Source organism: Mesorhizobium sp. RSR380A, from assembly GCF_054719385.1.
On record NZ_JBTTIB010000001.1, the window covers coordinates 2,669,693 to 2,696,054 of the forward strand.

The 26,362-nt window shown below is 62.9% G+C and carries 25 protein-coding genes and 1 pseudogene; 11 read left to right on the forward strand and 15 right to left on the reverse strand.

Translation table 11 applies throughout. The features are described from left to right. Positions 1-48 precede the first annotated feature (48 nt). The 3 genes from ACYG9Z_RS12885 (at position 49) to ACYG9Z_RS12895 (ending at position 5,957) form a co-directional block, all read left to right on the forward strand. The gene (locus ACYG9Z_RS12885; RefSeq protein WP_023670472.1) at positions 49-1,290 is read left to right on the forward strand and encodes an MFS transporter; all 1,242 of its coding nucleotides are present in this window, start codon (positions 49-51) and stop codon (positions 1,288-1,290) included. 360 nt (positions 1,291-1,650) lie between these two features. Beyond that, the gene (locus tag ACYG9Z_RS12890; RefSeq protein ID WP_023752681.1) at positions 1,651-2,757 is read left to right on the forward strand and encodes an efflux RND transporter periplasmic adaptor subunit; all 1,107 of its coding nucleotides are present in this window, start codon (positions 1,651-1,653) and stop codon (positions 2,755-2,757) included. Then, positions 2,754-5,957, forward strand: a complete 3,204-nt coding sequence (locus ACYG9Z_RS12895; RefSeq protein WP_023752682.1) for an efflux RND transporter permease subunit — start codon at positions 2,754-2,756, stop codon at positions 5,955-5,957. The genes ACYG9Z_RS12890 and ACYG9Z_RS12895 overlap by 4 nt, the downstream gene beginning before the upstream one ends. A 30-nt stretch (positions 5,958-5,987) precedes the next feature. Here ACYG9Z_RS12895 and ACYG9Z_RS12900 read toward each other — a convergent pair. The 8 genes and pseudogenes from ACYG9Z_RS12900 to hemC form a co-directional block, all read right to left on the reverse strand. Then, positions 5,988-6,624 (reverse strand): annotated as a pseudogene (locus tag ACYG9Z_RS12900) (LolA family protein). Positions 6,625-6,680: 56 nt separating this feature from the next. Continuing rightward, positions 6,681-6,944: a YMGG-like glycine zipper-containing protein gene (locus tag ACYG9Z_RS12905; RefSeq protein WP_023670477.1), complete on the reverse strand. Its 264-nt coding sequence runs from the start codon at positions 6,942-6,944 to the stop codon at positions 6,681-6,683. 188 nt (positions 6,945-7,132) lie between these two features. Then, entirely contained in the window at positions 7,133-7,849 is a 717-nt protein-coding gene (locus ACYG9Z_RS12910) for a glutamine amidotransferase (protein ID WP_023752685.1), read from the reverse strand. A 14-nt stretch (positions 7,850-7,863) separates the two neighbouring features. Then, on the reverse strand, positions 7,864-8,343 hold the full coding sequence (locus tag ACYG9Z_RS12915; RefSeq protein ID WP_023687738.1) for a tellurite resistance TerB family protein: 480 nt from the start codon (positions 8,341-8,343) through the stop codon (positions 7,864-7,866). 76 nt (positions 8,344-8,419) lie between these two features. Continuing rightward, the gene (locus tag ACYG9Z_RS12920; RefSeq protein ID WP_460222824.1) at positions 8,420-10,021 is read right to left on the reverse strand and encodes a heme biosynthesis HemY N-terminal domain-containing protein; all 1,602 of its coding nucleotides are present in this window, start codon (positions 10,019-10,021) and stop codon (positions 8,420-8,422) included. A 10-nt stretch (positions 10,022-10,031) separates the two neighbouring features. Next, positions 10,032-11,522, reverse strand: coding sequence for a COG4223 family protein (locus tag ACYG9Z_RS12925; RefSeq protein WP_023730221.1), 1,491 nt, complete (start codon positions 11,520-11,522; stop codon positions 10,032-10,034). Positions 11,523-11,634: 112 nt separating this feature from the next. Beyond that, the gene (locus ACYG9Z_RS12930) at positions 11,635-12,348 is read right to left on the reverse strand and encodes a uroporphyrinogen-III synthase (protein ID WP_031244197.1); all 714 of its coding nucleotides are present in this window, start codon (positions 12,346-12,348) and stop codon (positions 11,635-11,637) included. Between the two features lies 1 nt (position 12,349). After that, positions 12,350-13,273, reverse strand: coding sequence for a hydroxymethylbilane synthase (hemC, locus tag ACYG9Z_RS12935; protein WP_023683914.1), 924 nt, complete (start codon positions 13,271-13,273; stop codon positions 12,350-12,352). Between the two features lie 120 nt (positions 13,274-13,393). Here hemC and tsaD point away from each other — a divergent pair, with 120 nt between their 5' ends. Continuing rightward, a complete protein-coding gene (gene tsaD / locus ACYG9Z_RS12940; RefSeq protein WP_198020732.1) occupies positions 13,394-14,479 on the forward strand; it encodes a tRNA (adenosine(37)-N6)-threonylcarbamoyltransferase complex transferase subunit TsaD in 1,086 nt (361 codons plus the stop codon). Next, on the forward strand, positions 14,476-15,492 hold the full coding sequence (locus ACYG9Z_RS12945; protein WP_023683912.1) for an NAD(P)H-dependent glycerol-3-phosphate dehydrogenase: 1,017 nt from the start codon (positions 14,476-14,478) through the stop codon (positions 15,490-15,492). The genes tsaD and ACYG9Z_RS12945 overlap by 4 nt, the downstream gene beginning before the upstream one ends. Here ACYG9Z_RS12945 and ACYG9Z_RS12950 read toward each other — a convergent pair. After that, positions 15,489-17,255 carry a DUF7056 domain-containing protein gene (locus ACYG9Z_RS12950; RefSeq protein WP_023752689.1) on the reverse strand — a complete coding sequence of 589 codons (1,767 nt, stop codon included), beginning with the start codon at positions 17,253-17,255 and terminating at the stop codon, positions 15,489-15,491. The two genes, ACYG9Z_RS12945 and ACYG9Z_RS12950, sit on opposite strands and share 4 nt — an antisense overlap. A gap of 242 nt (positions 17,256-17,497) precedes the next feature. Between ACYG9Z_RS12950 and ACYG9Z_RS12955 the strand changes: the two genes are divergently transcribed. Further along, on the forward strand, positions 17,498-18,346 hold the full coding sequence (locus tag ACYG9Z_RS12955; protein ID WP_156931600.1) for a class I SAM-dependent methyltransferase: 849 nt from the start codon (positions 17,498-17,500) through the stop codon (positions 18,344-18,346). A gap of 178 nt (positions 18,347-18,524) precedes the next feature. Here ACYG9Z_RS12955 and ACYG9Z_RS12960 read toward each other — a convergent pair whose 3' ends face one another. Genes ACYG9Z_RS12960 through ACYG9Z_RS12975 form a run of 4 tightly spaced genes read right to left on the reverse strand, consistent with a single transcriptional unit; the run spans position 18,525 to position 21,873 of the window. Continuing rightward, positions 18,525-19,148 carry a class I SAM-dependent methyltransferase gene (locus ACYG9Z_RS12960; RefSeq protein ID WP_023683909.1) on the reverse strand — a complete coding sequence of 208 codons (624 nt, stop codon included), beginning with the start codon at positions 19,146-19,148 and terminating at the stop codon, positions 18,525-18,527. Positions 19,149-19,150: 2 nt separating this feature from the next. Continuing rightward, entirely contained in the window at positions 19,151-19,645 is a 495-nt protein-coding gene (locus ACYG9Z_RS12965; protein WP_081726168.1) for a GtrA family protein, read from the reverse strand. Positions 19,646-19,649: 4 nt separating this feature from the next. After that, positions 19,650-20,654 carry a glycosyltransferase gene (locus ACYG9Z_RS12970; protein ID WP_245259955.1) on the reverse strand — a complete coding sequence of 335 codons (1,005 nt, stop codon included), beginning with the start codon at positions 20,652-20,654 and terminating at the stop codon, positions 19,650-19,652. After that, on the reverse strand, positions 20,644-21,873 hold the full coding sequence (locus ACYG9Z_RS12975) for a glycosyltransferase family 2 protein (protein WP_023683906.1): 1,230 nt from the start codon (positions 21,871-21,873) through the stop codon (positions 20,644-20,646). The genes ACYG9Z_RS12970 and ACYG9Z_RS12975 overlap by 11 nt, the downstream gene beginning before the upstream one ends. 388 nt (positions 21,874-22,261) lie before the next feature. Between ACYG9Z_RS12975 and ACYG9Z_RS12980 the strand changes: the two genes are divergently transcribed. From ACYG9Z_RS12980 to ACYG9Z_RS12995, 4 genes are all read left to right on the forward strand, one after another. After that, positions 22,262-22,558, forward strand: a complete 297-nt coding sequence (locus ACYG9Z_RS12980; RefSeq protein WP_023670486.1) for a YciI-like protein — start codon at positions 22,262-22,264, stop codon at positions 22,556-22,558. Positions 22,559-22,646: 88 nt separating this feature from the next. Continuing rightward, entirely contained in the window at positions 22,647-23,072 is a 426-nt protein-coding gene (locus tag ACYG9Z_RS12985) for an EVE domain-containing protein (RefSeq protein ID WP_023752691.1), read from the forward strand. Beyond that, positions 23,027-23,725 carry a class I SAM-dependent methyltransferase gene (locus tag ACYG9Z_RS12990; protein ID WP_023752692.1) on the forward strand — a complete coding sequence of 233 codons (699 nt, stop codon included), beginning with the start codon at positions 23,027-23,029 and terminating at the stop codon, positions 23,723-23,725. The genes ACYG9Z_RS12985 and ACYG9Z_RS12990 overlap by 46 nt, the downstream gene beginning before the upstream one ends. 105 nt (positions 23,726-23,830) lie before the next feature. Next, on the forward strand, positions 23,831-24,250 hold the full coding sequence (locus ACYG9Z_RS12995) for a DUF1761 domain-containing protein (protein WP_023736794.1): 420 nt from the start codon (positions 23,831-23,833) through the stop codon (positions 24,248-24,250). Positions 24,251-24,265: 15 nt separating this feature from the next. Here the strand turns inward: ACYG9Z_RS12995 and gcvA are convergent, their stop codons facing one another. Continuing rightward, positions 24,266-25,186: a transcriptional regulator GcvA gene (gcvA, locus tag ACYG9Z_RS13000; RefSeq protein WP_023683901.1), complete on the reverse strand. Its 921-nt coding sequence runs from the start codon at positions 25,184-25,186 to the stop codon at positions 24,266-24,268. Between the two features lie 134 nt (positions 25,187-25,320). Between gcvA and ACYG9Z_RS13005 the strand changes: the two genes are divergently transcribed. Next, complete coding sequence (locus ACYG9Z_RS13005) at positions 25,321-25,560, forward strand: hypothetical protein (protein WP_023824350.1); 240 nt, start codon at positions 25,321-25,323, stop codon at positions 25,558-25,560. A gap of 127 nt (positions 25,561-25,687) precedes the next feature. Here ACYG9Z_RS13005 and ACYG9Z_RS13010 read toward each other — a convergent pair whose 3' ends face one another. After that, positions 25,688-26,224 carry a L,D-transpeptidase family protein gene (locus ACYG9Z_RS13010; protein ID WP_196813612.1) on the reverse strand — a complete coding sequence of 179 codons (537 nt, stop codon included), beginning with the start codon at positions 26,222-26,224 and terminating at the stop codon, positions 25,688-25,690. Positions 26,225-26,362: the final 138 nt, after the last annotated feature.

Below are 26,362 nucleotides of genomic sequence, written 5' to 3' on the forward strand. Positions count from 1 at the left end.
TTCCGGGAAGTGCCCCGCCGGCCAATGCAAGCAACGGGGCCTGTATCCATGACATCCCATTCCCATACACCGCCTGACCGGCGTTACGCCGCCTTCCGCCATCGCTCCTTCCTGAGCTATTGGGCGGCGCGTTTCCTGACCACCTTCGCCACTATGATCGTGTCCGTCGCCGTCGGCTGGCAGATCTATGATCTGACGCGCGATCCCTTCGATCTCGGCATTGTCGGCATCGTCCAGTTCCTGCCGTCGCTGCTGCTGGTGCTGGTCACCGGCGTTGTCGCCGACCGTTTCGGCCGCCGCCTGATCATGGCGCTGGCGACGGTAGTCGAGGCAGGTTGTGCGCTTGTCCTGTTGTACTTCACGCTGCGCGGTCTCGTCAGCCCGCTGCCGATCTTCATCGTGCTGGCTATGTTCGGCCTGGCGCGCGCTTTTTATGGGCCGGCCTCGTCGTCGCTGTTCGCCAACCTTGTTCCGCCGGAAGATTTCGGCAATGCGATCGCCTGGAACTCGTCCGCCTGGCAAACGGCGACCATTGTCGGCCCGGTCGCCGGCGGCCTGCTCTATGGCGTCTCGGCCGAAGCCGCTTACGCCGTTGCCTCCGTGCTGATGCTGGTGGCCGGTCTGCTGATCTTCACCATTCCGAAACCGGCCCAGCAGAGCGCCACCGACAAGCCGACGATGGAGACGCTGTTTGCCGGCTTCCGATACATCTGGAGCGAGAAGATCGTCCTGGGCGCCATCTCGCTCGACCTCTTCGCCGTGCTTCTGTCCGGTGCCTCGGCGCTGCTGCCGGTCTATGCCCGCGATATTCTGGAACTCGGCCCGTGGGGCCTCGGCCTGCTGCGCTCGGCGCCCGGCATCGGCGCCATCTGTGTCGCGGTCTGGCTTGCCGGGCATCCGCTGCGCGACAGTGCCGGCAAGATCATGCTCGGCTTCGTCGCCGGGTTCGGCGCCTTCACCGTGCTGTTCGGCGTCTCGACCATCACCTGGCTGTCGATCCTGGCCCTTGCCGGCCTCGGCGCCACCGACATGTTCAGCGTCTATATCCGGGAGACGCTGATCCAGCTGTGGACACCCGACGAGGTGCGCGGCCGCGTCAACGCCGTCAACCAGGTCTTCGTCGGCGCCTCCAACGAAGTCGGCGAGTTCCGCGCCGGGACCATGGCGGCGCTGATCGGCACCGTGCCGGCGGTGGTGATCGGCGGCGTCGGTGCGATTGCCGTCGCCGGACTGTGGGCGGTGCTGTTTCCGCAACTGCGAAGGGTGCGGCATCTCAACAGCCGCAACTGATCGAGTAAGCCGCAGGATCCGGCGCTCGGTCCAAATCAGCTTGCGCCGATGACGGCTGAGATGGGCCGGAAGCGGATGGGCCGGTTCTGGGCGAACTAGCCAGATGGCGGGGCAGCCACAGGGTGGACATTTTAGTCCATATGGAAAATGATTATGTTGCCATGCACAATACTGCAGTGCTCTGGTCTCGACGAGAAACCTTAATATAGAAGAGAACCACCCGACCTCCGGGTCCAGCTAGCGGGGACGCAAATGGACACTTCAGGGAATCGGCAATCGCATCGCGACGCAAGCGGGCGACCCAGCCGATCGGTCGGCTGGCTGGCCCGCTCCGCCGTCCCAGTGGCATTCCTGCTCGGTATGGCTTTCAGCAGCAACGCGTTTGCGCAGGACCAGCAGCTGCCGGTGGTGACGGCGGCCAAGCCGGTGGTGCGTGAAATCGTCGAAGACGACGAGTTCGTCGGGCGCTTCGAAGCCGTCGACGAGGTCGCCATCCGTTCGCGCGTCAGCGGCTATCTGGACAAGATCAGCTTCCAGGACGGCGCACTGGTCAACAGGGGCGACCTGCTCTTCACCATCGACCAGCGTCCGTACCAGGCGGCCTACGATGCCGCCAAGTCGCAAGTGGACGTCGCCAAGTCCCTGCTCGAATTCTCCAAGATGCAGCTGGATCGCGCCGATGAGCTCGCCAAGACCGGCAATATCTCGGCCGCGACGGTCGACGACCGCCGGCGGGAATACCTTTCGGCGCAGGCGCAGATGCAGGGCGCGACGGCGGCGCTGACGACGGCCAACCTGAACCTGGAGTTCACCGAGATCAAGGCGCCCTTGTCCGGCCGCATCGACCGCCGGCTGGTGTCGGTCGGCAACCTCGTGCAGCCGGATTCCACCTTGCTGACGACCATCGTCACGCGCGATCCGATCGACTTCTATTTCGACGTCGATGAGCGCCTGTATTTCAGCTACGCCCGCGACGCGAAGGAGCGCGGCGGCAGCATGCAGGAAGGCGCCGGCGGGCTCGAGGTGGTGGTTCGCGTCGCCGACCGCGCGGAGGCGGTATTCAGGGGCAAGCTCGATTTTGCCGAGAACCGGATCGACAACGCGACCGGCACCATGCGGGTGCGTGCAAGGTTTGCCAACGCCGACGGCGTTCTCCAGCCAGGCATGTTCGGGCGCATCAACGTGCCGGGGTCGCTGCCGCATAGCGGCGTCCTGGTGCCCGACGAGGCGGTCGGCGCCGATCAGGATCGCCGCATCGTGTACCTGGTGGATGAGGCTGGGATGGTGTCGGCGAAGCCCGTGCGCACCGGCCCGCTTCTCGACGGCTACCGGGTGATCCGCGCGGGCCTGACCGGCGACGAGACGATCATCGTCAATGGGCTGATGCACGCCAGGCCCGGCACCAAGGTGAAAGTCGAGATGGTGACGTTGCCGCCCAAGGTCGACACCGCCGGGTTGCAGCAATGAGGTTCGCCCATTTCTTCGTCGACCGTCCGATCTTCGCATCGGTCGTTTCGATCGTCCTGCTGATCCTCGGCGGGATTGCTTATACCCAGCTGCCGATCGCGCAATATCCCGAGATCGCGCCGCCGACCATCGTCGTTCGCGCCCAGTACCCGGGCGCCGACGCCGAGACGGTCGCAGCGACGGTGGCAACGCCGATCGAGCAGGAGATCAACGGCGTCGAGGGCATGCTTTACATGTCGTCCTATTCGTCCGGCGACGGGGCGATGGCGCTGACCATCACCTTCAAGCTAGGCACCGATCTCGACCAGGCGCAGGTGCTGGTACAGAACCGCGTGTCGGTCGCCGAGCCGCGCCTGCCCGAAGAAGTCCGCCGCCTCGGCATCACCACCATCAAGAGCTCGCCCGACCTGATGATGGTCGTGCACATGCTGTCGCCCGACAATACCTACGACCAGCTCTACGTCTCGAACTACGCCCGCTCGCGGGTGCGCGACATACTGCTCAGGTTGGACGGCGTCGGCGACCTCATCATCTTCGGCGAACGCGAATATTCGCTGCGCATCTGGCTCGATCCGGAAAAACTGTCCGCCCTGGGGATGACCTCGGGCGATGTGGTGCAGGCGCTGCGCGACCAGAATGTCCAGGTGTCGGGCGGCTCCATCGGCGCGCCGCCGACCAATACCGGCACGGCGTTCCAGTACACGGTCACCACGCAAGGCCGCTTCAACGACGCACGCGACTTCCGATACGTGATCGTCAAATCGGCCGAAGACGGCCGCCTGATCCAGCTGCAGGACGTGGCGCGCATCGAGCTCGGCGCCAAGGATTACGTCACCAACTCCTATCTCAACGGCAAACCGGCGGTGGCGCTCGCCATCTTCCAGCGGCCAGGCACCAATGCACTCGCCGCAGCCGCGGAGATCCAGGACAAGATGAAGGAGCTTTCCCAGGACTTCCCGAAGGGATTGAGCTACGACATCGTCTACAATCCGACCGAGTTCGTCGCCGAGTCGATCCAGGAGGTCTACAAGACGATCCTCGAGGCGATGGTGCTGGTCATCATCGTCATCATCGTCTTCCTGCAATCGTGGCGCATGGCGATCGTGCCGATCGTGGCCATCCCGGTGTCGCTGATCGGCACGCTGGCGGTGCTTTACGCCGCCGGCTTCTCCCTCAACATGCTGACGCTGTTCGGCCTCGTTCTGGCCATCGGCATCGTCGTCGACGATGCGATCGTCGTGGTCGAGAACGTCGAGCGAAATATCGCCAGGGGGTTGGCGCCCAATCCGGCGTCGCATCTGACCATGGACGAAGTCGGAACGGCGGTCATCGCGATCTCGCTGGTGCTGATAGCGGTGTTCGTGCCGACAGCCTTCATTCCCGGCATTTCCGGGCAGTTCTACCTGCAGTTTGCGATCACCATCGCGGTGTCGACGGCGATCTCGGCATTCAATTCGCTGACGCTCTCGCCGGCCTTGGCCGCGCTGCTGTTCAAGCCGCACCACACTGCTGCGGCGCCGCCGCGCTTTTTCCTGGCGCGGTTCGGACGGGCGCTCGCCGACGGCTTCAATGGCGGCTTCGACAAGGTCGCCCATTGGTATTCGAGCATCGTGCGCGTGCTGGTCGGCTCGCGGATAGCGATGGCCGCCACGCTGGCCGTTTTCGCGGCCCTCATCTACGCCACGGTCTATATGGTTCAGACGGTGCCGCGCGGTTTCATTCCGTCGCTCGACCAGGGGTATGCGATCGTCGTCGTCCAGTTGCCGGACGGCGCCTCGCTATCGCGGACCGATGCCGTCATCCAGCAGGCGTCGCAGATCATCCAGAAAACGCCGGGCGTCGACTACGCGGTCGCCTTCGCCGGCTTCTCCGGTGCCACCTTTACCAATGCCAGCAACGCGGGCGTGATCTTCGCCAGGTTCAAGCCGTTTGACGAGCGACTGGAAGCCGGCCAGTCCGCGACCCAGGTCATCGGCAATTTGTTCGGCAGCCTGCAAAGCATCAAGGAAGCCTTCATTATCGCACTGCCGCCGCCGCCGATCCGCGGCGTCGGCAATGCCGGCGGCTTCAAGCTGCAGATCCAGGAGCGCAACAGCGCCGACATGCGGCAGATCCTGGCGCTTGCCTATGAAATTGCCGGCAAGGCCAACAAGACGGCGGGGCTGACCGGCGTGTTCACCACCTTCTCCGCGTCCAGCCCGCAATTCTTCCTGGCGATCGATCGCGACAAGGCGCGCATCCTGAACGTGCCGATCCCCAACATCTTCGAGACGCTGTCGATCAATCTGGGCACCGCCTACGTCAACGACTTCAACGCTTTCGGGCGCGTCTACCAGGTGCGCGCGCAGGCCGACCAGGCGTTCCGCCTCGATCGCGCCGACATCTTGAAACTGAAGGTGCGCTCGGCGACCGGCGCGCTGGTTCCGCTGGGCACGTTGATCGAGATCCGCGACGTCACCGGCCCGGCGCTGGTCCAGCGCTACAACATGTACGTCTCCGTGCCGCTGCAGGGCAACGCCGCGCCCGGTGTTTCCACCGGCGATGCGCTTGCCAAGATGGAAGCGATCACGGCACAGACGTTGCCGGCCGGTACCTCCTACGAATGGACCGAACTCGCCTATCAGGAGCGCAACACCGGCAATGCCGCTGTCTATATCTTCGGACTGTCGGTGCTGTTCGTGTTCCTGGCGCTGGCGGCGCAATATGAAAGCTGGGTGCTGCCGTTCGCCATCGTGCTGGTGGTGCCGCTCGGCGTGCTCGCGGCGTTGCTCGGCGTGTCGTTCCGAGGGCTGGACAACAACATCCTCGTGCAAATCGGCCTCATCGTGCTGATCGGACTTGCCGCCAAGAACGCGATCCTCATCGTCGAATTCGCGCGGCAGGCGCAGGAACGCGGCCTGTCGGCCGCCGAGGCTGCCGTCGAAGCCTGCCGGCTCAGGCTGCGGCCGATCCTGATGACCGCCTTCTCGTTCATCCTCGGCGTCGTGCCGCTGATGATCGCGACAGGCCCGGGCGCGGAAATGCGCCAGTCGCTCGGCACCGCGGTGTTCTCCGGCATGCTCGGCGTCACCTTCGTCGGCCTGTTCCTGACGCCGGTGTTCTACGTCACGCTAAGGTCGCTGTTTTCACGGCGCAAGCCGCATGCCGAGGCCGAGCCTTCGGCACCGGCAGAGGTGCCGTCGGAGACGGCCGCCGAGTAGTGTTACACGGGCAGTTCGTGGCGCTGCCGACTATTTCGTTTTGGTGTTGAATTCACGGTTTGCGGCATAGTCGATAGTGAAGGTGCCCGCAGGAGCGCGAACGCCCTGCTTCACGTTGGATATGGTGACTGTCGAGGTAAGGCCCCTCTCGTCAGTCAGGGTCCATCTGCGTAGATCGAGCGATTCCCTGTCAAACACCATAGTGATATTCGAATTGCCGAAGGCCGACTTGTCGGCCAGCCTGATGATCACCTGGGCGCCATCGTCCTTGATACTTTTGAGGCGATTGCCGGAAAAGTTGACCTGATTGTCGAGGAGCAGCTTGAGCGGCGTCTTCGAGAGAGCATAAAGCCGCGATGTCTTGAGCTTCTTGTTATAGACCACCAAGGATTTTCCATCTGCAAATTACGCTGACCCCTGATTGGCCTGCATAGTTGAACCGGATCTTGCCCGGCCGCTGGAGGAAAAATTTCCCTTTGGTCCTTTCCGCTCTTGGGCCCGACTGGACAAAGTCCCCGGACATGGACTTTACCGATGAGAAGTGATCGGCAATCGTCTTCGCTTCTACAGGTGCGGCCAAGGCCGCGGTCGAAAGTTCGGCGTTTATCGCGACAGCGCTGACAACGGCGAACCAGAAAGCCCGCAGTCTTTTGCTGTTATATGCCATTCAGTTATCCTACCCCGAAAAGACGCGTGATCGAAAGAGATCACGCGTCTTTGAGATCAGTAGCCGTCCGGGCACTGAGCAACGTAAACTCGACCGTTCCGACCGCGATATCTGCACTGGCCGGCTTCGCTGGCGTGCCCGATGACCGCCCCGGCCAGCGCTCCGACCGCCCCGCCAACAACCGCCCCTTTTACCGGGTCGCCGGCCACTGCTGCGCCTACAGCTGCGCCACCCAAACCACCGACGGCAGCGCCTTGTTCGGTGCGGGAGCATGCCGCGAGCGGAATGAGTAGGCTCAAAATGAGCAGCGTCTTCTTCATTGGTTCTCTCCTGGGGCCGTTATTAGCCGAAGCTTAAATGCGCCACGGAGTTTTTCGATCCATCGGAGTGTTTGGGGCGCAATCCAAATCTGCGGGAACGGGCTAAGGTCCCGGATCCATCGTACACGCCTCCCAGAGGTAAGTCGTCTTTGGGCAAGCTCGGCCGTTCAGAGTAGTTGGATTTTGCTCTATCCCTCAGTAGGCTTGCCGAAGATCAGGCTCAAAAATTCGCTCAGCCAGCGCTTGAGGTGCATATCCCAGATCAGCCGGCCGCCGAGATGGTCGCGGCCGGGCTGCGCGCCGGGCAATTCGAAACGGTGCGCGCCGCGCACCACCCAGCGCTGCATCATCAACCGGGTCAGTTCGCCATGGAACTGGATGCCCCAGGCATTGTCGCCATAGCGAAAAGCCTGGTTGGGGTAGGTTTCCGCCGTCGCCAGCAGCGTCGCATCCCTGGGCAGCGAAAAGCCTTCGCGGTGAAACTGGTAGACCATGTCGGGCCAAGGCAGCAGCTTCTTGCCGGCTTCGGTCGGCTTCAGGGGATACCAGCCGATCTCGACCAGCCCCTCGCCATGCCCCTCGACCTTGCCGCCGAGATGATTGGCCAGCATCTGCGCGCCAAGGCAGATGCCGAGGAAGGGCCGGTTCTCCTTTAGCGGAACATTGAGCCAGTTGGTCTCGCGGCGGACGAACTCATCTTCGTCATTGGCGCTCATCGGCCCGCCGAACACCACGGCGCCGGCGTGTCCCTCCAGCGTCTCCGGCAGGCTGTCGCCGAGAGGCGGCCGGCGGATGTCGAGGTCGAAACCTTCCTCGAGCAGCATGTGGCCAACCCGGCCGGGGCTCGAAGTCTCCTGATGCAGCACGATCAGGACTTTTGGTTTCGAGCTCGGTCTGGGCGGCATGGAAAGGCGGAATCCTATTCGTCGCTCGACGTTCCGCTGGCGTCGGGCGCGGCGGCCGCCGCCTTGCGGCGCGCCTCGACGCGATCCTGGCGCTCGACGCCGATCAGTTCGGCAACGCGCCAGACGGTGTTGTCCTCCAGTTCATGCAGTTCGCCGTCGGCATAGACGATTTCCCACATCAGGCCGATGAAAGCCTTGCGCGCCTCGGCGTCGAGATGGCGCTTCAAGACGCTGGTGAAGGCATAGAGGTCGATCGCCTCATTGTCGGCGCGCTCGCCGGCGGCAGCCAGTGCATCGAGCTCGTCGCCGCTGATCGAATAGCTCTGCGCCAGCACCTGCTTGAACCGCTCCCACTCGACATCCTGGCGCACGCCGTCGGCATTCATCACATGATAGAGCAAAGCCGACGCCGCAACGCGCGGATCGTCCGCATTGGCGCGAGCCCCAGCCCCGGAGGGCAGGTCTTTCAGAAAGGCCAGGACGCGTTCGAACATGGTGCTCACTTCACATTATGGGAGCATGATCTTTTCCAAAAACCGGTATCCACTTTTTGGGATCATGCTTCAGGGATCAAAACAGGCGGAAGCGGCGCGGTGACTTCTCCGCTTCGTCATCGGGGTCGACGCCGGGGTCGTCGGGCAGCCGCGCCAGTTCCTCGGCAGGTTCGACGGGTTCGGCGTCGTTTGGTATTGCGGCGAAAGCGGCGGCGGTGACCGGCGTGACCTGGTCATCGCCCACAGCGGGCTTCGGCTCGGTCGGCGCCTCGCTGATCGTCTTGGCAACGGCGGGATGATCGATCACTTCGGCTTCCTTTGCCGGCTTGGCGGGTGCCGCAAGCACCGGCACATCGGCTTCGTCTTCATGGCTGTCGATGAGCTGGCCCAGCCGCTCCATCGGTGCGCGCCAGGCGAAAGCGTCGAGCTTGCCGCTGACCGGCGATACCGGCGCCCAGCGTTCGGAGACGACGCCGTCGGCGACCCAGGCCGGATCGCGCGGCGCCCTGACCGCCTTGGACAGCAATTGCCTGATCTTGCCCTGGTCGCCGGTCTCTGCCTCCTCGATATCGGCCAGCAGCAGGTAAGCGCCTTCCCGGCGATCCATGCGGATCGCGGCTTCCGCCTCGCGGCGGGCGGTGGAAAAATCCTGCGCATCGAGCGCGGCGCGCGCCACCGTCATCGACGATTCGGCATTGTTGCGCTTCAGCTCCTGCAGCTTCTTCGCCCGGTTGAGACGATCGACCACGGCATCTCCCGGCCTTGCATGGGTGTAGAGCTCGGCGATCTCGGGATGCGGCTCCGCCTTCCAGGCTGCCTCAAGGATCTTCGAGCCTTTGCGCACATCGTTCTGTTTGAACAGAAGATTGGCGGCTGCAACCGCGGCCGGCGCGAAATCGGGCGCGAGCTTGTTTGCCTCGAGTGCCGCTGCCTTGGCTGCATTGGGGTCGCTGTCGGTCAGCGCCTGCGCCTTGGCGGTCAACAGCACAGCGCGGCGGCGATTGGCGGCGTCGCGTTCGATCTGCCTGGTCGACTTCTGCGCCTCCACCAGCTTCAGCGCGCCGTCCCAGTCGCCGCGCCCGGTCAGATCCTCCAGCGTCGATTCGGCGGCCCAAGCCAGTTGCGGTGCGACGGAAGCGGCGCGCCCGGCATAGTGACGCGCGGCGTTGCGGTCGCCGAGCCGTTCGGCTTCGAGATAGAGCCCGCGCAGGCCAAGCAGCCGCATTTCGGGGTCGTCGAGCATGGCCTCGAATTTTTCGCGCGCGCCCTCATGGTCGCCTTCGAGCAGCGAGGCTTGCGCTTCGAGCAACTGGATCAGCGGCTCCTGGTCGGAGCGGATCAGCTTGGCGGCTTCCTTGGTCTTCTTGCGGGCTAGCGCGCCGTCGCCGGCGCCGGCTGCGATCATGCCGGTCGACAGCGCCTGGTAGCCGCGGTCGCGGCGGCGCACGCGGAAATAGCGCGAGATCGTGTATGGGCTGTTCCACAGCGACTTGATCAGCCACCAGACGATCATCACCGCTGCGACGACGGCAACGATCGCCACCGCAGCCACCATCAGGCTGACCTGGTATTGGTAACCGTTGAAGGTGACGACCATCTCGCCGGGACGATCGGCCAGCCAGGCAAAGCCAAGACCGAGGGCGAAGACGGCGCCGAGAAAGATGAGAATGCGGATCATCGTGTCGTCCTCATGCCTTCATCGCACCTGCAATCAGCGCGTCGACCTGCGTCTCGACGTCGATGCGCGCCTTCAGTTTGCCGGCAAAGTCGGCGCCGGCGGCCTTGACCGCATCCGGCAGCGTTGCGTATTCGCTGAGCGCCTTGGCGTAGTCGCCCTGATTGACCGCCACTTCGATGCGCGCCACGGTTTCCGGCGCGCCGGCGCCTTCGACGGCGCCGATCGGCCGAACCTTGACCAGCGATTCGGCGCTCGACAAAAGGTTCTGGAAGAAGCCGGCATTTTCATCGACCGGCGTCGCCGCCGCGACCATCGCATTGGCCGCGGCGTCGGCCTCGCCGGCAATCTCGGTGCGGGTCGGGACGCCCTTTTCAGCGTAGGGGCGCAGCGCCGCAATCTGCGGTGCATCGGGCGAGATCGCTGCGAAGGTCTCCAACTCGGCGGCGAACGGCGCGCCGCGGTCAAGCGCCGCCTTCAAGGCCGAAGCGGCGATGGCCATCGCGATCTTTGGCTGCGAGGCCTGCGCATCGACCTTGCCGGCGAGCTGCGTCACCGACTGCTCCAGCGCGGCGATCTTGCCTTCCTGCGTCTTGGCTGCCTCACCGGCCGATTTCACCAGTGCGTCGAGGCCCGCCAGTCTTTCATTGAGCGGCGCGAGATCGACGGGCGCTGCACCACCGGCCTGGCCAAGGGCGGCGACCGCGGTCTCGATCTGCTTGACCTTGTCGCCAAGCGAGGCAAGCCCGGCATTGTCGCCGGCGCCGCCCCTTTCGACCGCCGATTTCAGCGATGCGACATCGGCCTTGACCTGATCCAGCGCCGAAGACAGCCCGTCGACCTTGGCCGTTGCGGCGCCATTGCCGCTGGCTTCCCTGAGGTCGGCGATTTCGCGCTTCAGCGAAGCGATCTCGCCATTGACGCCGTCGAGCGAGACCGTGCCCGCCCCTGAGCCCGGAGCGCCAAGCACGCCGGCAAACTGCAGCCCCCCGGCGGCAGCCAGCGCGATGACACCGCCGATGATGCCGGCGGCAATGCCGTTCGTGCGCTTCGGTTGCGCGGCCATGGGCTGGTTCCCGGCTGTCCTTGGGGTTTCCTTGGGTGCACCCGGCTTGGGCGAGGCATCCTCGAAACTGTAGTCGGAGGTTCTGGCGCGCGGTGGCGCATCCGAAGCGGTGGGGTAAGGCTGCTCCGCCTGGGTGGACGCCTTCGCATCGGCGCTTTCGGGAGCGGCCTGCGCCGCGGCATCGGAGTGCTCCCACGGCTCGAGATCGGCCTGATCGGCATGAACGGGCTCGTCAGGCGTCTCCGGCTGCGCATTGGCCATGGCAGCGGCATCCTCGGCCGCAACCGACCCTGCCGGGGCCCCGGCGTCGTCCGAGTTGGCGACATCCGTCTTGGCGGCATCCGCATCGGCAATGCGCGAGACAGCGCCGGGTTCGAGTTCGATGGTCACCGGCTCGCGGTGGCTTTTCGAATGTCGCATCTTCGGCGTCTTGACCATGCCTGGGCTCCGCAATCCTGCTTCGTCTGGGCGCCCGACGGCGCGTGATGGTTTGAAAAATGGTCTAGCACATCATCATCAGGTGAAAAGGGGCGGCGTGATGACACGGCGCTCAGTCGCCGCGGTGCAACAGCTCAAGCAGCGCCTCCTCCTGCGGTTCCCGCGCAATGCGTATTTTTTTGCCGGCGGCATTGTCAAACGCCGCTGCCACGCGCTCGGAGAGCGCAAAAGCCTGCATGTTTTCAAAGAGATCGCGCAGTTCCGCCCGGCTGGCCAAGGCCTGCAACGCTGCCGCCGCCTTGGCTGAATAGAGCAGCACCGCGTCGACCGCCTGATCGGACAGGCGTGTACGGATTTCAGCATCGGAATAATCGAGCGAAATCGTGTCGTAGGTTTCGACGGTGCGGACCTCGACGCCGGCCTTTCGCAGCCGCGCCTCGAATGCCGGAAACCGCACGCGCCCTGTGAGATAGACGACCGCCTTGCCGGAAAGGCCGGCAGCAATCGCCTCGGCCAGCCGCTCGGCGTCGCCCGCCCCTTCGCTGACCGACAAGAACCCTGTCGAACGTGCCGCTTCAGCCGTCCTGCGTCCGACGGCATGGCAAGGCAAGGCGGCGAGCGCACGAATGAGTTCTTTCGGCGCATGCCGCACCGCATTTGCGCTGGTCACAGCGACGGCCACGGCATTGTCGCTCGCAGCATCGGCGCCAACCCGCGGTGTCACCGTTTCGGTCAGCGGCAGAAGGAGCGGCTCAAATCCCAATTCCTGCAGCCGCCGCATGGTTCGCGACGCCCCAGGTTGCGGCCGCGTCACCAGGACACGCATATCAGACCCAGCCGTCGAAGAAGGTTTCGCCCGCTTTGACCCGCACCATCCTGGCCGCGTCCGTGCCGATGTCAGCGGCATCCAGCGCCAAGCCTTCGGCCTTGACCTCATGCGATTGCGTGCCATCGGGCGAAATGATCAGCCCGGCGAAAACCAGCCTGCCGCCCGATATCGTCGCATAGCCGGCGATCGGCGTGCGGCAGGAGCCATCGAGCGCCGCCAGGAAGGCGCGCTCACAGGCCAGCGCCTGGCCTGTCGGCACATCATGGATGGCCACCAGCATCTTTTCGACCTCGCTGTCGCCGATGCGGGTTTCGATGCCGATTGCGCCTTGTCCCGGCGCCGGCGGAAAAGCATCGAGCGGCATCAGATCGGTGACGACATGGCCGAGCCCGAGCCGCTTCAGCCCGGCATAAGCGAGGATCGTGCCTTCGGCGACGCCTTCCTCCAGCTTGCGCAGCCTGGTCTGCACATTGCCGCGGAACATGACCACGTCTAGGTCCGGCCGCATGCGCCGGATCAGCGCCTGACGCCTGAGCGAAGACGACCCGACCTTGGCGCCTTGCGGCAAATCAACAATGCGCTCCACCGCCTTGCCGATGAAGGCGTCCCGCGCATCCTCGCGCGGCAGGAAGGCGGACAGCTCCAGCCCGACCGGCAGCACTGTCGGCATGTCCTTGGAGGAATGCACGGCGATATCGATCGTGCCGGCCAGCAGCGCCTCTTCGATTTCCTTGGTGAACAGCCCCTTGCCGCCGGCTTCCGACAGCGGCCGGTCCTGGATGCGGTCGCCGCTGGTCGAAATGACGACGACCTCGAAGGCTTCCGCCGGCATGCCATGCGCTTCCATCAGCCGCGCCTGCGTCTCATGCGCCTGGGCGAGCGCCAGCGGGCTGCCGCGTGTTCCTATTTTCAAAGTTTGCATGGCGCGCGGTCCGTGATAACCCCCGGCTGGCTTTGCGTTTCCGGCGCTCTCCCTAGCGAGGCCCGCCTCTACTAACTAGGAAAGTCCGGCGACACAATCTCTGGAGACAGCGACGAATTGATCCGCGTTCTGGGCATTGAGACGAGTTGCGACGAGACCGCCGCCAGCGTGGTGACGCTGGACGGCGATTCCGTGCCGGTGATTGCGTCCAACATCGTGCTCAGCCAGATCGAGGAGCACGCCGCCTTCGGCGGCGTCGTGCCGGAGATCGCCGCGCGTGCCCATGTCGAGGCGCTGGACGGCATTGTCGAGGCCGCTCTTGCGGATTCGGGCGTAGCCCTGGCCGACATCGACGCCATTGCCGCTACTGCCGGCCCCGGCCTGGTCGGCGGGCTGATCGTCGGCCTGATGACGGCCAAGGCGATTGCAGCGGCCGCCGGCAAGCCGCTGATCGCCATCAACCATCTGGAAGGCCACGCACTGACCGCAAGGCTGACCGACGGGCTCGACTTTCCCTATCTGCTGCTGCTGGTTTCCGGCGGCCACACCCAGATCGTCGCCGTGCGCGACGTCGGCGACTACCAACGCTGGGCGACGACCATCGACGACGCGCTCGGCGAAGCTTTCGACAAGACGGCCAAAATGCTCGGCCTGCCCTATCCCGGCGGCCCGAACGTCGAAAAGGCGGCAATGTCCGGCGATGCGACGCGCTTTGCCTTTCCGCGGCCGATGAGGGGCTCGGCGCAGCCCGATTTCTCCTTCTCCGGCCTCAAGACCGCCGTGCGCCAGGCGGCGACCGCCATCCAGCCGCTAAGCGAGCAGGATGTCGCCGACATCTGCGCCTCGTTCCAGGCGGCGGTAGCCGACGCACTTGGCGACCGCGTGGCCCGCGCGCTGGCCCGCTTCCGCGACGAATTCCCGGACAAGGCCGAGCCGGCGCTGGTCGTTGCCGGTGGCGTCGCCGCCAACAGAGCGATCAAGGCGACGCTGCAGAAGCAGTGCGCCGAGGCCGGCTTCGCCTTTGTCGCGCCGCCGCTGAAGCTTTGCACCGACAATGCGGCGATGATCGCCTGGGCCGGCATCGAGCGGTTGCGGGCAGGCCTGTCGCAAGAGAACGGCTTCGATTTCGTGCCGCGTTCGCGCTGGCCGCTGGACAGCATTTCGGCCCCGATGGTCGGCTCCGGCCGGCGCGGAGCAAAAGCATGAGCGCCGGCAACACAAGCGGCAGGGACAGAACCGGCTGGCGCGTCGCCGTGCTCGGCGGCGGCGCCTGGGGCACGGCGCTGGCGCTGGCGATGCTGCGCGCCGGTCACGATGTCCGGCTCTACGCCCGCGACGAAGAGACGGTTTCCGCGATCCGCCGCGGCGAGAACTCGCGTTATCTCCCCGGCATCGCCATTGAAACAGGCATTGCGGCGACGAGCGATATCGGCACGGCCCTGACCGATGCCGATTGCGCGCTGGCCGTGGCGCCGGCGCAGGCGCTGCGCGCCATGCTGACGACGGCAAAGCCCCATATGCCGAAAGGCATCCCGCTGGTTCTCTGCGCCAAAGGCATTGAGCGCGACACCGGCGCGCTGCTGTCGGCGATCGTTGATGAGATTCTGCCCGAAACTCCGGTTTCGGCCCTGTCCGGTCCCAGCTTTGCCGTCGACGTCGCCAGGGGTCTGCCGACCGCTGTCGTGGTTGCTGCACGCGACGACGCCTTGGCGGCCGAGCTTGCCGCGCGCTTTTCGGCGCAGAATCTGCGCTGTTATTCCAGCGACGATTTGATCGGCGTCGAGATCGGCGGCGCTTTGAAGAATGTCTTCGCCATTGCCGCTGGCGCCGTCACCGGCGCCGGGCTCGGCGCCAGCGCGCAGGCCGCCATGGTGACGCGCGGCTTCGTCGAACTGCGCCGCATCGGCGCGTCCTTCGGCGCCAAGCCGGAGACGCTGATGGGGCTTTCCGGCCTCGGCGACCTTTTGCTCACCTGCTCTTCCGCCCAGTCGCGCAATTTCGCCTATGGGCTGGCGCTGGGGCAAGGTAAGCCCTTGTCCGGACTGCCGCTCGCCGAAGGCGTGCCGACGGCGGCGATCGCCGCCCGCATCGCCACCGAGCGCGACATCGACGCGCCGATCATCGCTGCGGTGTCGGCGATACTGGACGGCACGATCACCATTCGGCAGGCTGTCACGGCATTGATGACCCGGCCGCTGAAGACCGAAACCGGTATTTAATTGTAAACTCCCGTGAACAGCTCGGTATTGTCCCCGCCAGGCACGATGCGGTTTTCATAGTGACCTTCCGGCAGCAGCAGTGCCTCGGCTGGACCGTTGCGCAGGACAACGTCGCTGGTACCTGCCTCCAAGGATAGGGGCGAAGAATGCGAGGTGCCGTTTATCTCGACCTCGCCGTCTGCAAGCTCCCCGCTGGTCGTGTACAGGCTGTATCGTCCGGCGACAGGCACCTTGAAAACGACCGGACGACCGGAATAGAGGCGACGACCAGCCATTCTGACGTTGGGAGCGATCTGAACGTAGCTGTCGCGGATGAGAGGCGCGATCACGGTATCGATTAAATCCATGCGATATGACCAGAGGACCATCTTGGGCGGGGAATCCGAGAGAACTTTGTAGGCTTCCGATTGCCTGCCTTCCTGCAATGTTTTCAAGACATAATGCTGGTCGAGCCAGAGTGTGGAGGGCTCCTGTCGATTGGGCAGCATGGCGATGCCGTCGAAATACTTCTCATCCGGTGCGAGCAAAGATTCCGCGCGCGAGACCAGTTCAAGCTGGGTCTGATTGTTGAGGCGTAGGTAAACGACATTGCTCGCGTAGCTCATGGCGATGGCTGTGATCAGCACCGCGAGGACAGGAACCCGGTAGCGCGCGTGGGTTGCGGTGCTGTCGAGAAGCTCCAACGACCAGAGCGCAACGAACGGCAACGCCATGATGAAGACATAAGGCCAGGGCTGGTCGTGCGTGAATACCAGCACCGTGATGACGAGTGAAAAGATCAGCGCAATTCGCCTTCGACCATCGAGTTTCATGATCCGCATCAGTGACAGGGCCATACCGGAGAAACAGATCCCGTAAAGAAGGGCGTTCCGCGCCAGTGTCTGTAACACGAACTGCCTCAGTCCCCCGTAGTCACCGCCTCCACGCGTCGCAATCTCGACCGGGCCAAGTATAAGGTTTTTGGCCGCGAGAACAGGGGCGCCTCCACCGAAGATCAAGCAATAGACCATTATCGGAACGGCCCATCCAAGCACGAGCCACCCTCCGCGAACCGCCCCTGTTGCGTAGCGTCTCATCAAGGCTGCGTCAGCAACAAGGCCGATGCCGAGCGCAACGTTGAAGTAGACCGATTTCTGAGTGATGACGAAGGCAAGGCCACTTAGCATGCCGGCGACAACAAGCTGCCTTGCCCTCAACCCAGGTGCGCGCAGGACAACCAGCAACGCCGCCACGGCGAAGAACACTGCCGGCGGTTCGGCGATGGTACGAAAGATGCGCTCCATGAAATTCGAAAAGCACAGGAGAACGAGGACGATCGTCAAAGCGCGCACGCGATCCTCGCCCAGAGCGCGAGCGCATGCGTAGACCAAAGAGATCGTCCCGCAGGCCAGCAACGCAGTCTGCATGCGGCCAGCAAGCAGAATCGACGTGGCATTCCAGCCGATCAGATGAGCAATCTCATAAAAAGCCGCATAGCCGACCGCCTTGGGATGCCAGATCGTATCGAACAGGCCGTTGGAGAAATATTTCGCCCATCCGAGTTGGACGAATTCATCCATGACGAAGCGGATGTTCCAAGCCAGAACGAACAGCAAGATGATCTTGAGTGCGATCAGGATATGCAGAAAAGTTGTTGTTGGGCGCTGCCCGAGAGCGAACAGCTTGTTTGGTCCCGGCTCCTGCGTATTCAAGACAACCCCCTCGATCGTGCCCAGGCAGACCAACGCCAGGCGTGCTGCCTCGCTGGGCGCAACGCCCTTCATCCTCAGACAACAACTTCGAGGCCGGCAGCTCCGCTTGGCGAAGCATGGTTCCACCGCGGTTAATTTTCCGAGACTGTGCGGAACTGAAGCCGTCGCGCTTCGGATTCTTGCAGCGCTCCGCTCCAGCCTGTCTATACGCAGGGGACTTTAGCCGCTGTTAGCCTTTTGCTTGTTAAGAAGGGTTATGTTCAAACACGGCAGCCAGCCTTCTGCGACAATGCGGAGGCTTGAAAGGACATCGCGTGCTACAACCCAAGATGGCATCGGGCCTCGTCTGCCCAGTCTGCTATTCCAGGCTTGGCACAAGCCCGGTTGCCCTGACCTGCGAATCTTGCCCTGCCCCCTATCCCGTGCACAAAGGCATTCCGTTCTTTGTCGAGTCGCCGGTGAGGGAGGGCTTCGACGCGAGCTTCCATGAAGAGGCGTATGCCGGTACCAGTACGCGCGCCCGTCTCTACAATTCGCTGAAGCAGGTCATCACCAGCGAATATTCACCGCACGACACGCTGAATTCGTTTCTTGCCTCGATACCTCAGGACTCAATGATCGTTGAGTTCGGCTCCGGCGCACGGCGCGTCCGCCCCGATGTTCTCAACATTGACCTGTTCCCCACCCCGAACGTCGATCTGGTCGCGAATATCGAGCACACGCCGCTTGCGAGCGATTCCGTCGACGTCGTCATTCTGGACAGCGTGATCGAGCATGTTCCCAATCCGGTAGCGGTCGTCGATGAAGTGTTCCGTGTCCTGAAGCCGGGTGGGAAGCTGCTCTGCATCAACCCTTTCCTGTTCCCCTATCACGGCTATCCCGCCCACTACTGCAACTTCACAAAGGACGGGATCGAGCAGCTTCTGCAGCGGTTCGCAAGGGTAGAGGTCCAGACGCATCAAGGGCCGACAAGCGCGATCGTCAACATCCTGTCCGAATACATCGGCGTCGTTGTCGGTCGAGAGAACCGAACCCGCTACATGGTAGCGAAAGCCGCGATCCTGACGCTGACATTCCCGTTGAAGTTTATCGACAAATTTCTGGTCGATCGCCCGGAGAGTCACCGGATCGCCAGCATGCTCGGCACCATCGCGACCAAATAGCGTGTCGTTGACCAGCGCTTATCGCCAAGAGCAATTCCAGGAAAGTGTGATCGGTTTTCCCAGGAAAAGCGCGTAGCGCTTTCCCTTGGGAATTGCGCAAAAACAAAGAGATAGAGCGGTTCGCCGTTTCCGTGAAACGGTGAAACGTTCTAGCGACCCGCCAGGATCTACCCATCTGCTACCAGCTGAGCAGTTCACAATAATTCGGCCGGTCCGGTGACGCCGAAGCTCTCTTTGCCGTCGGGAAATGCCGCCTTGCCATGGCCGCGAAGTCCGAACGCGAAAACAAGACGGCATGCTTGTCGCCGGTAATGTGCCGGTCCGCAAGAAGCGACAAGGTGGCGCGTATTCCACCAGGCTCGATGTCCTTCAAGATGATCTTCCGGCAGGCCCAGCGTTCGCAACCGGCGGCCAGCGATTTGAAGAACGCGTCGCGCCGATCGACCGGTACATGATGAATGACGTCGGAAATCGTGACGACATCGTAAGACCCTTGCACGCTGGAAAGGTCCGTCGCGGGCAGAAGTTCGACCTTTGCCCGATTTGCGTTGCTTAGAAACGCACCGATCGAAGGGGCGAGATCGCACATCGTAACCGTCAGGTCGGGGCGCCGATCGAGCAGCCGGTCGACAAGCGCTCCATCACCGCCGCCGATATCCAAAACCTTCGCGCCGTTCGGCAATTCGCGATCGAGAAAATCCGCGATTACATTGAGATTGACGAAAACACGACGGTAGACGTCTCCGACCGGCTTGAAATGGCGGCCAAGAGCCCTGCGTATGATCTGACCTGGCGGTAACATTCTTATTCCTCGTTTCCCGCAAATTGCTGTGTGGCTGGGCGAGACGATGCCGTCGGCGCGGTGGCGGGCCGCAGATTGAACCGTGACAAGATCGCCAGGTGCGCAACGACAACGTTCCAGATGAGCAATGCGACGGTGGCGATCGGAGACGCAATCGCAACACCAAGGCCAAGCCAGGAACAGAGAAGCACCATCATGGCTACCGAGATCGGGTAGGCCGCAGCCACGCCTGCCGCAAAACGCGCAAATGCCTTGAAGCGCAGCGGTTTGCCGAAGGTGAACCAGCTGTGCAGAGCGTAGCCGGTCGGCGTCACCGCCAGGAATGAAATCATGATGCCCAGCAGGTAGTGCCTGCCCAGCTGATCGACCGTAATCATGATGACATTGTGCGCAATTGCGCATATCGCTCCCACCACAATGTACCGCCATCCCCGTTCCAGAAGCGGTCTTTCGCTCTGGTCCACTGGGATGTCGGCGATCCTGACAGAGCTGGACATTGCCTCAGAAAGCTCCTGTCAGTTTCGCGCGAAGCCGGCACATGACACGCTCACGCAGCCGCGAATCGCGCAAATAGCGCCTCAATCCCGTCGGCCCGAGCGACAGCATAATACAAGCGGCTCGAAGCAAGGCCTTCAAGTCGCCGGCTGACGCAGCCGCCAGCGACACATTAACGCTGATCGATGCCCGAGCAGCAGATTCGATCCGGCGCCGGCTGCGCGCCGAAAGCCGGTCCAAATGGCGCTCCAGGACAGTCTGCATTTGCGAACGGAATTCGTTCGCATCGCGCGATCCGGTTACGGTCAGCGAATCGCCATGAACCCGGAAGGCCGTGGTTATCTCCTGGTGATAAATGACGGGTCCGGCAACGGCGAGCTTCGCCCATATATCCCAATCAGCCGTATACCAGAGCCTCTCATCCATACCCCCGCATGCCAGCCACGCATTCCGACGAAATATCGGAGCAGGCACGGACACGAAATTCTGTACGAGAAGCCGTTCCAGCAAGAAGTCGGATTCGAGCACCTTGTCGCTCGGCAAGGGACAGTTCCAGCATCCCATTCGCCGGCCGTGGCGGTCGACGATCGCAGTCGGGGCCAAGTGAAGCGCTGCTTCGGGCAGGTCCTCGAGCCAGCGTCGCGTGGCCTCGATGCGCCCGGGCAACCAAAGGTCGTCTTGGTGGAGTATGCAGACATAGTCGGCGGCGGCCAGCTCAACGCCCAGATTGGTCTTCGACTGCCAGGGCGCAAGATCCTTTCGCCGCACCAGCCGGAAGGCCGGCCGGTGGAGAAATCGCTCGACAATGGCGGAAGTGGCGTTTGTCGGGCTGCTGTCGATAATGATTATCTCCAGGCCATCGCTCGGCTCTGCAGCAAGCGAGTCAAGTGTCGCTCCAATCCATGCCGCCCCGTCATGGACCGGCATGACAACCGACAGAAAAGGCTTTGCGGCCGCGCGGCTTGCCGCTTGAATTTCCGCTCGCAAGGCTGCTGGAGGGCTAGAGCTCACGTCTGCTACTCAACGTATCAAGCAGCAATTTGAGCACGAAGCCGGACAGCACCATCGACATGCCGGCCACGCAGATGGTGGTGACTACAAAGGTCAGGTGCACCGATTGCTCCATGGGGCCGCCAACAAGAATCCAATGTAGCGCGAGTGACACATCGGCCGCGAAGCCGGTTGCCGCGAGTACGCCACCGGAAAAAACCAGCCATTCCAAAGGCCGGCCGCGCGTCAGCCATGGCACAATTCGACCGCTGTAGACCGGGTGGTAGATGGCGATTGCCACCTTTGCCAGCATACCGAACAGGATCGCTGAAAGGCCAATCAACGTCGCCATGGCCGAAAGCGCGACGAAGTGAATTCCAAAGTACCATCCGCCGATGCGAACAGGCCCAGCCGCGAGAACGGCAAGGCCGGCAATGCCAGCGATCAACAAGGTCAGCCCAGGCACGAGATACATGGTATCGGGCGCATGGGCTATGATCAGCCGCAGATGTCGCCAACCGTCCCGGAAGGAACGCAGATGCGGCGCGCGGTTGCGCTTGTCGGGGTAGAGCTTGATCGGCACTTCACGAATGGCGAGCCCGGCGCGATGCGCATTGATGATCATTTCCGAAGCGAATTCCATCCCTGGCGAGCGCGCGCCGATTTTTAGAAATGCCTCGCGCGTGAAACCGCGCATGCCGCAATGGAAGTCGCGGACCGGAGAGTTGTGCAAACAGCGAGCGATGGTGGAAAGGACAGGATTGCCGAGGTAGCGATGCAACGATGGCATGGCGCCCGGCTGGATCCCGCCGGCGAACCGGTCGCCCATCACAAGTTCCGCACCCTGTTCCAACGCATCGACGAAATCGCCGAGCTGGCTCCAATCGTAGGAATCATCGGCATCCGCCATGATGAGATATTTGCCTTCGGCCGCTTCGACCGCGGCACTGATTGCCGCGCCATAGCCCTTTACCGGCTGATGAACGACCCGCGCTCCCAGCTTTTGCGCAATCTCCACCGACTTGTCCGCGGATCCATTGTCGCCAACGACGACTTCCCCCTTGATGCCGCGCATCGAGAAGGCATTGAAGGCTTTGCGAATGCAGATGCCGAGCGTCAGTTCCTCGTTCAGGCAAGGAATGATTGCAGAGACGAGAACACGCTCGGTCCCCATGCCGGCCGTGAAAGCAAGCGCGACGTCGTCGATCCGAACCGTCGTGTTGCGCGCGATGCTCTCCATTGCGTCCTCTATTCAGGCGTTCTGAGCAGACCAGCCCATTTCACAATTGACTTGCTGGAGTGTTGCGTATCGAAAATTGATTATTTTTGAATTTACGAAATACTCGGTAGCGTTTTTATAGGCGGCGGCAAGCAAAGCTGGTGCGCTGTTGTGGTGCGCGACGCAGCCTGTCGCGTTCGTCCACTCTTTCGGCGAAGCGGGTTGCGTTTGTGATTTTCATCAACCCAGGACTGTCAACTATTTCAACGCCTTGGCTTGAGCCATAGCGGAGATTCAATGCGTCGAGAGATCGTCATTTGGCATTGACCCGAAGCCGGCATAAAAGCAAAACCGCGATTTCGGCAGTTCAAGCGAGCTGTTGTCGCAATCCCAAAACGGAGTTTTAAAAATGCTGTTTGCGTTGATTTGCAAGGACAAGCCAGGCAGCCTGCAGGTGCGGGTCGACACGCGGCCGGTCCACGTCGCCTTTCTCGAAGGCCTGAATGCCGACAACAAACTGGCCTTTGCCGGCCCGTTCCTCGACGCCGAGGGCAAGCCCAATGGCAGCCTCGTCGTCGTCGAAGCGCCCGATCTCGCCGGTGCGCAGGCGCTGTCGGCTGCCGACCCCTATGCCAAGGCCGGGCTGTTCGAAAGTGTCGAAATCCGCCAGTGGAACTGGACCTTCAACAAGCCGGCGGCTAGTTAGTTCCGACGGCGCCTAGAGCGATCCCAGGAAAAGTGTGGAACGGTTTTCCGTCCGGAATTGCGCAAAAAATAGTAGTTGGAGCAAAGACATGAACTACTGGCTGTTCAAATCCGAACCTTCGGTCTTCTCCTTCGAGGCGCTGAAGGCCAAGGGCAAGGCCGGCACGCAGTGGGACGGCGTGCGCAACTATGCAGCGCGCAACAACATGAAGGCGATGCAGATCGGCGATCTCGGCTTCTTCTATCACTCCAATGAAGGGCTGAACGTCGTCGGCATTGCCGAAGTCTGCGGGCTTGCCCATCCCGACAGCACCACCGACGATCCGCGCTGGGAATGCGTCGACATCCGCGCCTTCAAGGACGTGCCGGACCCGCCGACGCTGGAGCAGGTCAAGGCCAATCCGAAGCTTGCCGAGATGGCGCTGGTGCGGCTTGGACGGCTTTCCGTACAGCCGGTGACGCCGGCCGAATGGAAGGAAGTCTGCCGCATGGGCGGCCTGACGCCGGCTCCGTGACGGTCCTCACGCCGAACAGCGCGAAAAAGTTCATTCTCGACAACACGGCGCTTATGTCGCCGCCGCATGTGCCGGAGATTGTCCTCAATCTTGCCGACGAAGCGCATGACCTCTGGCAGCGCACGGAGAACGAGCTGATTGAAATCGGCCTGCCGCCGCCGTTCTGGGCCTTTGCCTGGGCCGGCGGTCAGGGCCTTGCCCGTTACGTGCTGGACAATCCGTCGGATGTGCGGGGCAAACGCGTGCTCGACTTCGCCTCCGGCTCCGGCCTTGTCGCCATCGCCGCCGCCAAGGCGGGTGCGGCGCACGTGATCGCCGCCGACATCGACCCGTTCTGCGAAACGGCGATCCGCCTCAACGCAGAGGCCAATGGCGTTGCCATCGACTTTTGCGGCACGGACTGCATCGGCACCGACGCCGGCTGGGACGTGGTGCTGGCCGGCGACGTCTTCTACGACAAATCCTTCGCCGACACGCTGATGCCGTGGTTTTCGACACTGAAGGCGCGCGGCGCTGACATCCTCGTCGGCGATCCGGGCCGCTCCTACATGCCGAAGGCGGGACTGGAGCCGCTCGCCGTCTACGAAGTGGCGGTGACGCGGGCGCTGGAGGACACCCTGGTCAAGCGCACCACGGTGTGGCGCTTCGCTTGACGGCATTGCCGAACAGGCGTTCCATCGCGCATTGATTTGAAGAATACGCATGTCGTTATCCCAGAACCGTCAGGCTTTGGGCTGCATGCTTGAGGGGAGGACTTTATGGATTTTTCAGTGGTGAACTGGCTGGCGGTGGCTGTCGCGGCCGTCGCGGCGTGGCTGTTTGGCGCCGTCTGGTACACGGCCCTCAGCAAGCCTTGGATGAGGGCGGCCAGGATCGATCCGTCAACGTCAAAGAAATCAATATTGCCCTTCATCATCTCCTTCATCGCCGAGCTGATCATGGCGCTGGTCTTGGCCTTGGTCGTCGGCGCGATGACGGGCGGCGAGCCGGTCCTTGTCGTAGGGCTGGTCTTCGGCTTCGTCCTCTGGCTGGGTTTCGTTGCCACGACGCTGACGGCCAACCATCGCTATGAGAATTTCGGCTGGGACCTGACCCTGATCGACGGCGGCCACTGGCTCGGCGTGCTGTTGATCATCGGCGCGGTGATCGGCTGGTTCGGGACGCCGGTCGCCGGCTGAGGCCTGCAGAAGTCGTCAGGTCTGCGTCCTGGCGACTTCGTCGAGGATCCATTCACGGAAAGCGATGATGCGCGGATCGTTGGCAGTGCTCTCGGGATAGACCAGGAAGTAGCCGAACTCCGGCCCCACGCGCAGACCGAGTTCAAAGGGCTGCACCAGCCTTCCCTGGGAAAGGTCGTTTGCCACCATGGCGAACTCGGCGAGCGCCACGGCATTGCCGTCGAGCGCCGCCTGCACGGCATCGGTAGAGGTTCCAAACACGATAGTCCGACTGTCGTCGAAATCGTTGATGCCGGCCGCCGCCATCCACATGCGCCAGTTCGGCCATGTCACGCCTTGGCGCGACCATTCGATATGGGCAAGCGTGTGGTTGAAGAGGTCGCGCGGTTCGCGCAGCGGCGGGCCGGAGGTCAGCAGGCTCGGGCTGCACACCGGAATGAGGATGTTGTCGAACAGGCGATGGGCGCGAAGCCCCGGATACTTGCCGACCCCGAACCGGATGCCGACATCGACGTCGTCGAGTTCGAAATCGCGCACTTCGTAGCCGATGTCGAACCTCAGTTCGATACTGGGCTGAAGTTTGCGAAAATCATCGACGCGCCGCATCAGCCATTTTGACGCGAACTGCGCGTCGAGCGTTACCTTCAGCAATGCCGTGCCGCGCGTCAGCTTGCGCGCCCGCGACACCGCCCGGTTGAGCAGGTCGAGCGCATCGATCGAGGCCTCGAACAGCACCGTACCTGCCTCGGTCAACCGGATGGTACGACTGGTTCGCGTGAACAGCACCAGCCCGAGCTGATCCTCGATTTCCTTGATCTGGTGGCTGACCGCCGCCGGCGTCAGCCCGAGCTCGTCGGCAGCGCGGGTGAAATTGAGGTGGCGGGCGGCGGCTTCCAGAGTCCTCAGCGCGCGCGTTCCGGGCAACAGACGGGACATCACCGTATCCTCAAATAAAACTTGACGATCCGAAAAGAACTACTCGTTTCTCTTATGGATTTCAATGCGGCATGATGCATCCATCGAAACACCATCAAGCCGGATTTGATATCCGGCGGAACACGGAGCGCATCATGTCCATCTTCGTTTTGAACTCGCCAGCAGCTCGCTCGAACTGGTTCCATGCCGTAACGGACTGGCTTCGCCAGGCGAAAGTCGCCGTCAACCTGCCGCGCCAGGACGTGGAGGATCTGTCGGATCGCCAGCTGCGCGATGTCGGCGCGCAGCGCAAGGACGTGACGCGGGCCGTGGACCGGGAACTCGGCCGGCTTGGATTGCTGGACACTGGGTGGCAGAAGCCGAGAAGGCGTTAGGCAATGGTGAGTAGTGAGTAGTGAGTAGTGAGTAGTGAAGGATTGAAACGGCGCCGACACCAGCCTACTCCCTACTCCCTACTCCCTACTCCCTACTCCCTACTCCCTACTCCCTACTCCCTACTCCCTACCTCACCACCCTCACCACCGTCCGGTCCGACACCAGCGGCAACAGCCGCGCCATTGTCCGCGCCGTCACCGCCACGCAGCCTTGCGTCGGTGTGAAGCCTGGGCGCGCCAGATGGAAGAAGATGGCGCTGCCGCGGCCGCGCCGGCGCGGCGCCATGTTCCAGTCGAGCACCAGGCAGGCGTCATAGAGGCGGTCGTCGCGCCGCATTCGCTCATGGCTGGCGCCATAAGGGATTTTCACCGGCCGGTTGTAGTTGCGGTCGTCCGGCACCTCGCACCAGCCGAGATCGGCGCCGATCGGCGCCATCGCCAGCCGGGTTTTGCGGCCGGCCGCGAAATGATCGCCCCGAAAATATCCTGACAAAATCCGCATCTCGCCAAGCGGCGTCGCACCGTCGCCTTCGCGCTTATTGGCCGAGATGCCGCCGCGTCCGAGCGCACAGGCAAACACCTTGCTGCCGGCCTGCAATATCCCCTGGCTGGGGTTGCCCGGCCTCGCCCGAACCACCAGCACACGCAGCCCTTTCGGCAAAATTGCGCCGGCTGCATTGCGATCGCGTTTTTTCTTGTATGATCGTGTCACGGAACAAATCACTGTGATCGGACTGTTGCGCCGGTCAGCTTCCGCATAAATGGGGGGCGGTCAACTGAAAATTCTTTTCAAAACAATGGA